Here is a 4,435-nt window from a genome sequence, read left to right as displayed (position 1 = left end):
ATTGCCCGTCTACGCGGTTTCTTTTTTGGCAACGAGTTGGATTCCTTTTTTGCCTTTTGGAGTCGCCGCGTTTTTCAGCCTGCTACCTCACCACTTTTATGACCTGCACCCCAGGTACAATCAAGGGGTGAAGATTACCGTTTTAGACTCCTCGCCGGCACTGGATGGCCTCGACTGCGCTGCACTGTCCGCCTTAGGAGAGCTTACAGTGTATACAGCGATGTCAAAAGAAGTATTGTCGGCACACTTAAAAGTTGCCGATGTGGTGGTGCTCAATAAAGTGCGCCTCGATACCACGGCTTTTGCTGCCGCTCCTCGTCTGAAACTGGTCACGGTGCTGGCCACAGGCTACGATATCGTGGATGCCGTCGCGGCACGTGCGGCGGGGGTGACAGTCTGTAATGTCGCAGGCTACTCGACGGCATCAACGGCCCAGCATGCCATCGCGCTTCTTCTGGAGCTAACCAATCAGGTCGGGCGGCATGCGCTGTCCGTCGCAGGGGGCCAGTGGCAGGCACGTGGAATCTGGAGCTGGGCCGAGACACCGCTGTTGGAACTCGAAGGCAAAACCCTCGTGCTGGTAGGCTACGGCGCGATTGGGAGCCGCATTGGTGATGTCGCAAAGGCCCTGGGAATGCGCGTCTTACCCGTCACCAAAACCCAGCGCGAGGGGACGTACGCACTGGCAGAGGCTCTCCCGCAAGCCGATGTTCTTCTGTTACAGTGCCCCCTGACCCCGCAGACGCGCCACTTAATCAACACTGAGACACTTGCCCAACTACGTCCGGGCACGCTTCTGGTCAACTGTGCTCGTGGCCCCGTGATTGACGAAGCTGCCGTCGCGGCCGCACTGCACTCCGGGCACCTCGCCGGGTTTGCAACCGATGTGCTCTCCACCGAGCCGCCCGCTTCGGACAACCCCTTGCTAAGTGCGCCCAATACCCTCATTACCCCCCATCATGCCTGGGCAACCCGCGCCTCGCGAGAGCGTCTGTTGGCGGAGACCGTCGAGAATATCCGTGCATTCTGGGCGGGAGCGCCCCGCAATGTGGTCAATCCGTAAATTTTTAGGCAGGGCCGTAACCAAAAAGGCCATAATGACGTTAGTGATAACAGGAGTTTTATTGTGATGCGACGCCTGACTTTGATGACGGCTCTTCTAGGGCTAACTTTGCTGGTAGCCCCGATGGCTCTAGCCGCGAGACCAAAGCTGACCGTAGCCCCTCGCTACGGCAAGGCCCTCATGCCCTGCGCCTGGCAGCCGGTCACCGTGACGGTAACCAATCCAAACGATGGTGCCGCCTTTGTGGGCGAGGTAGTGCTCAGCCAGGGAACCTCGGAGTGGCATACCCCGATCTCACTGCCCGCAGGAGCCTCCGTCGCCACCGCAACCCTCACGTTCTATGAGCGCCCTGAGCCCTGGCTCCAGCACACCGTTGTCCTACGTAGTGACCGTGGAGAAGTGCTAACCAGCCAGAGCTGGAGCCCCGCCATCAAACCCGATCGCCTCGTGCGCGTGCTCGTGGTCAGCAACGATGGCAGTGCGGGCCAGTGGGAGCGGCTCAACGGTAATAGAAGCCCCGTGCATAAGAGCGCCGGACGACTGATCTTACCCCGTGAGCAGTATCAAATCTCTTCCGATCACTACCTCTCTATTGTTGCCGCCACTCCAAGTCAGCTCACCGAACTTGCCAGCGATCTGGATCAGTTCGGTATTGTCGCCTTGCGTGAGGGCGTCTTGCTCACCGAGACACAAAATGCCGCTGTAGAGCGCTGGGTAAATGCAGGGGGGAGCTTGGTCAAACACAATAAGTCTACGCCACCTCAGTTAGGAGAGTCTCTGCAAGGCAATATCCACGCTTGGCCAAAGGGGACTGGTGGGCAGATGGAGGTTCCTGGCGATTGGGTTCCTAACCTGACGAGCTTTGTTGGCCCGAAAAACTATGTCGCCTCGCTGCGGAGCTATGGCATCTCTCCTGGAGAAGAGCCGAGCTTGCGCTACACGGCGAGGCAGGTGCTCTTCCCTGAGGTGTTGCAAAGCTCCGGCGTTCAGGCCCCGCCGTTCTCGACCATTGCGTTGTTTCTGGGAGCCTACTTAATCGCCGTAGTGCCACTCCAGTATATTATTCTTCGCCGTCTTGATAAGCGTGAGTGGGCGTGGGGCACGACGCCGCTGCTGGCGTGTGGCTTTGCCGTAGGAGCGTATGTGGTCGGAAGCCAGGGACGGCCTCGTTCTATCTCCTATAGCTGCGCCGCCGTGGTCGAGACGACATCGGGGCAGACCACGGGAGCCGCCGTGGCCCGTTTTGGCCTCTACTCGCCTTCGCGTGCTAACTTTAGCCTCTCCGCCCCCACCACGGATACCGTTTTCTTCTCCACGGTGGGCGACCAAGACAGCCTGAGCCAGCTCCAGACCGCCGGTCAACCCACCAAGCTGATGGATTTTTCCGTGCCCCAGTGGGCCATGCGCAGTGTAAGCCTGCACACCACCAACCTCTCGCTCGGTGGTGGCGTGGCCGCAGATCTCAAGCGGGAGGGAGAGTTTCTCACCGGTAAAGTTACCAACAACACGGGCAAGGAACTCACGGATGTCCGGGTGTACTGTGTGCAAGGAGCAGCAAGCTTTGCTCGACTGGCTCCTGGAGAGACCCAGATGCTACGCATCAGCTGTGGCGACGCACGAACACGTATTGACTGGACTAATAATGCCTCTATAGCAACGAATCTCTATCCCTTGCTGGCATCTACATTAGAGAATTGTCTTGATAATGGCTCCGATGGAGTGGAGCGTCGAGGAGAGGCGATGATCACGGCCTTCACCTCGCAGGAGCTGGTGCCTATAAAAGTGGAGGGTGGCGTGGCAGCTCCGAAAGTCACCAATAGCTTGCTCATTGTTCATGTTCCTATTTCCGCAGATGTCTATGAGTGATGGGGGCTGTCCGGGTGCCTGTAACCGACCGTTTCGTCTTTTCTGACCCGGTACTGCTCAAGAGCATCCCGGTACATCTTGCTATCCCCGAGAAGGAGCGCGTGCGCTCGGTGCTCTTTGTGATGCACGGCACCCTGCGCAATGCGGCAGAGTACCGGGATGCCTGGGCTCCTGCGGCCCGAGCCGCGGGGGCACTGCTCCTGGTGCCCGAGTTCTCGAAGCGGGACTTTCCGGGCGGGCTCTACAACCGGGGTAATGTGATGGGCCTGAGCGACGACGCACCCCAGGCGCGGGAAGCGTGGACGTTTGGGGCAATCGAGCGGCTCTTCACCGAGGCGCAGAAGCGCTGGAAGCTCACCCAGGAAACCTACGATCTCTATGGTCACTCTGCTGGAGGGCAGTTTGTCCACCGGTTTGTGCTGTTCATGCCCGAGGCCCGCCTGCGCCGTGCTGTCGCGGCCAACGCGGGCTACTACACCCTGCCCACTCTCGCGCCGACGGAGCGCTTTCCGTTTGGTCTGAGCAATGCCCCAGGTACGACGGAGCGGAGCCTGAGCCGCGCACTCTCACGGAATCTGACGGTCTTGCTAGGTGAGGAAGATACCGATCCCAACGACCCGGATCTCTACCGCTCCGTGGAGGCGGATCGTCAGGGACTCACCCGGCTGGCGCGTGGGAAGAACTTTTATAGCGTCGCCCGCACGGAGGCAGCTCTGCGCTCCTGTACACTTGCCTGGAAGCTCCAGACCGTTTCCGGCGTGGGGCATAGCAACACACGCATGGCTCCCGCAGCGGCGCGGCTCTTGTTCTCGGAGATTTGAGCTACAATAGCGGCATGCACGTTTTATTTCTGGGAGGCACGGGCCTCATCTCGACGGCGATTGCTCGTAAGCTGCTCCAGCGCGGCGAGCAGGTCACTTGCTTCAACCGGGGACGTAGTGAGAACCGGCTGGAGGCACACCCGAACCTGACAATTCTCAACGGCGATCGGAGCGATAGAGCTGCGTTTGAGGCGCTTTTCGAGGGCAAGCACTACGACGTGGTAGTGGACATGATCTGCTTTAGCCCCGACGATGCCACCTCTAGCATTCGCGCTTTTAAGGGCCGCTGTGCTCATTTTCTCTTCTGCTCCACGGTCTGTGTCTACTCCGGGCCGCCGGTGACGATTCCGACGCCGGAGAGCGAGCCGTATCACTCGATTGGGGGCTACGGAAAGAACAAAGCGGCCTGCGAGCAGCTTTTCTTAAACGAGCCCGACTTTCCCGCCACCGTGCTGCGTCCCTCGCACAGCTATGGTGAGGGCGGCATGCTCATTCGGCCCGTGGGCGGCTGGGGCTCGTTTGGCACTTTCCCCGACCGCTTGCGCAAGGGCCTTCCCATGATCGTCCCCGGCGATGGAACCGGCCTCTGGGCAAGCTGCCACGTGGACGATGTCGCGGAGGGCTTTATCTCCGTGATGGGCAAGCAAGCCGCCGTCGGGGAGTGCTTCAATATCACCGGCGAGGA

4 protein-coding genes are annotated in these 4,435 nt (G+C 59.9%); all 4 read left to right on the top strand.

The window, feature by feature from the left end; all coding sequences use genetic code 11:
- Window positions 1-127: 127 nt before the first annotated feature.
- Window positions 128-1,063 carry an NAD(P)-dependent oxidoreductase gene (locus tag RMO15_RS13425; protein WP_309713391.1) on the top strand — a complete coding sequence of 312 codons (936 nt, stop codon included), beginning with the start codon at window positions 128-130 and terminating at the stop codon, window positions 1,061-1,063.
- A 66-nt stretch (window positions 1,064-1,129) separates the two neighbouring features.
- On the top strand, window positions 1,130-2,929 hold the full coding sequence (locus tag RMO15_RS13420) for a hypothetical protein (protein ID WP_309713389.1): 1,800 nt from the start codon (window positions 1,130-1,132) through the stop codon (window positions 2,927-2,929).
- A gap of 14 nt (window positions 2,930-2,943) precedes the next feature.
- A complete protein-coding gene (locus RMO15_RS13415; protein ID WP_309713387.1) occupies window positions 2,944-3,750 on the top strand; it encodes a hypothetical protein in 807 nt (268 codons plus the stop codon).
- 14 nt (window positions 3,751-3,764) lie between these two features.
- Window positions 3,765-4,435 (top strand): NAD-dependent epimerase/dehydratase family protein (locus tag RMO15_RS13410; protein WP_309713385.1); only part of this gene is annotated, 671 nt, incomplete at its 3' end.

The organism is Armatimonas sp., from assembly GCF_031410135.1.
In the GTDB taxonomy this organism is placed as follows: domain Bacteria; phylum Armatimonadota; class Armatimonadia; order Armatimonadales; family Armatimonadaceae; genus Armatimonas.
Note: the sequence above shows the minus strand (reverse complement) of the source record. Positions and strands in the feature narration are given on the sequence as shown.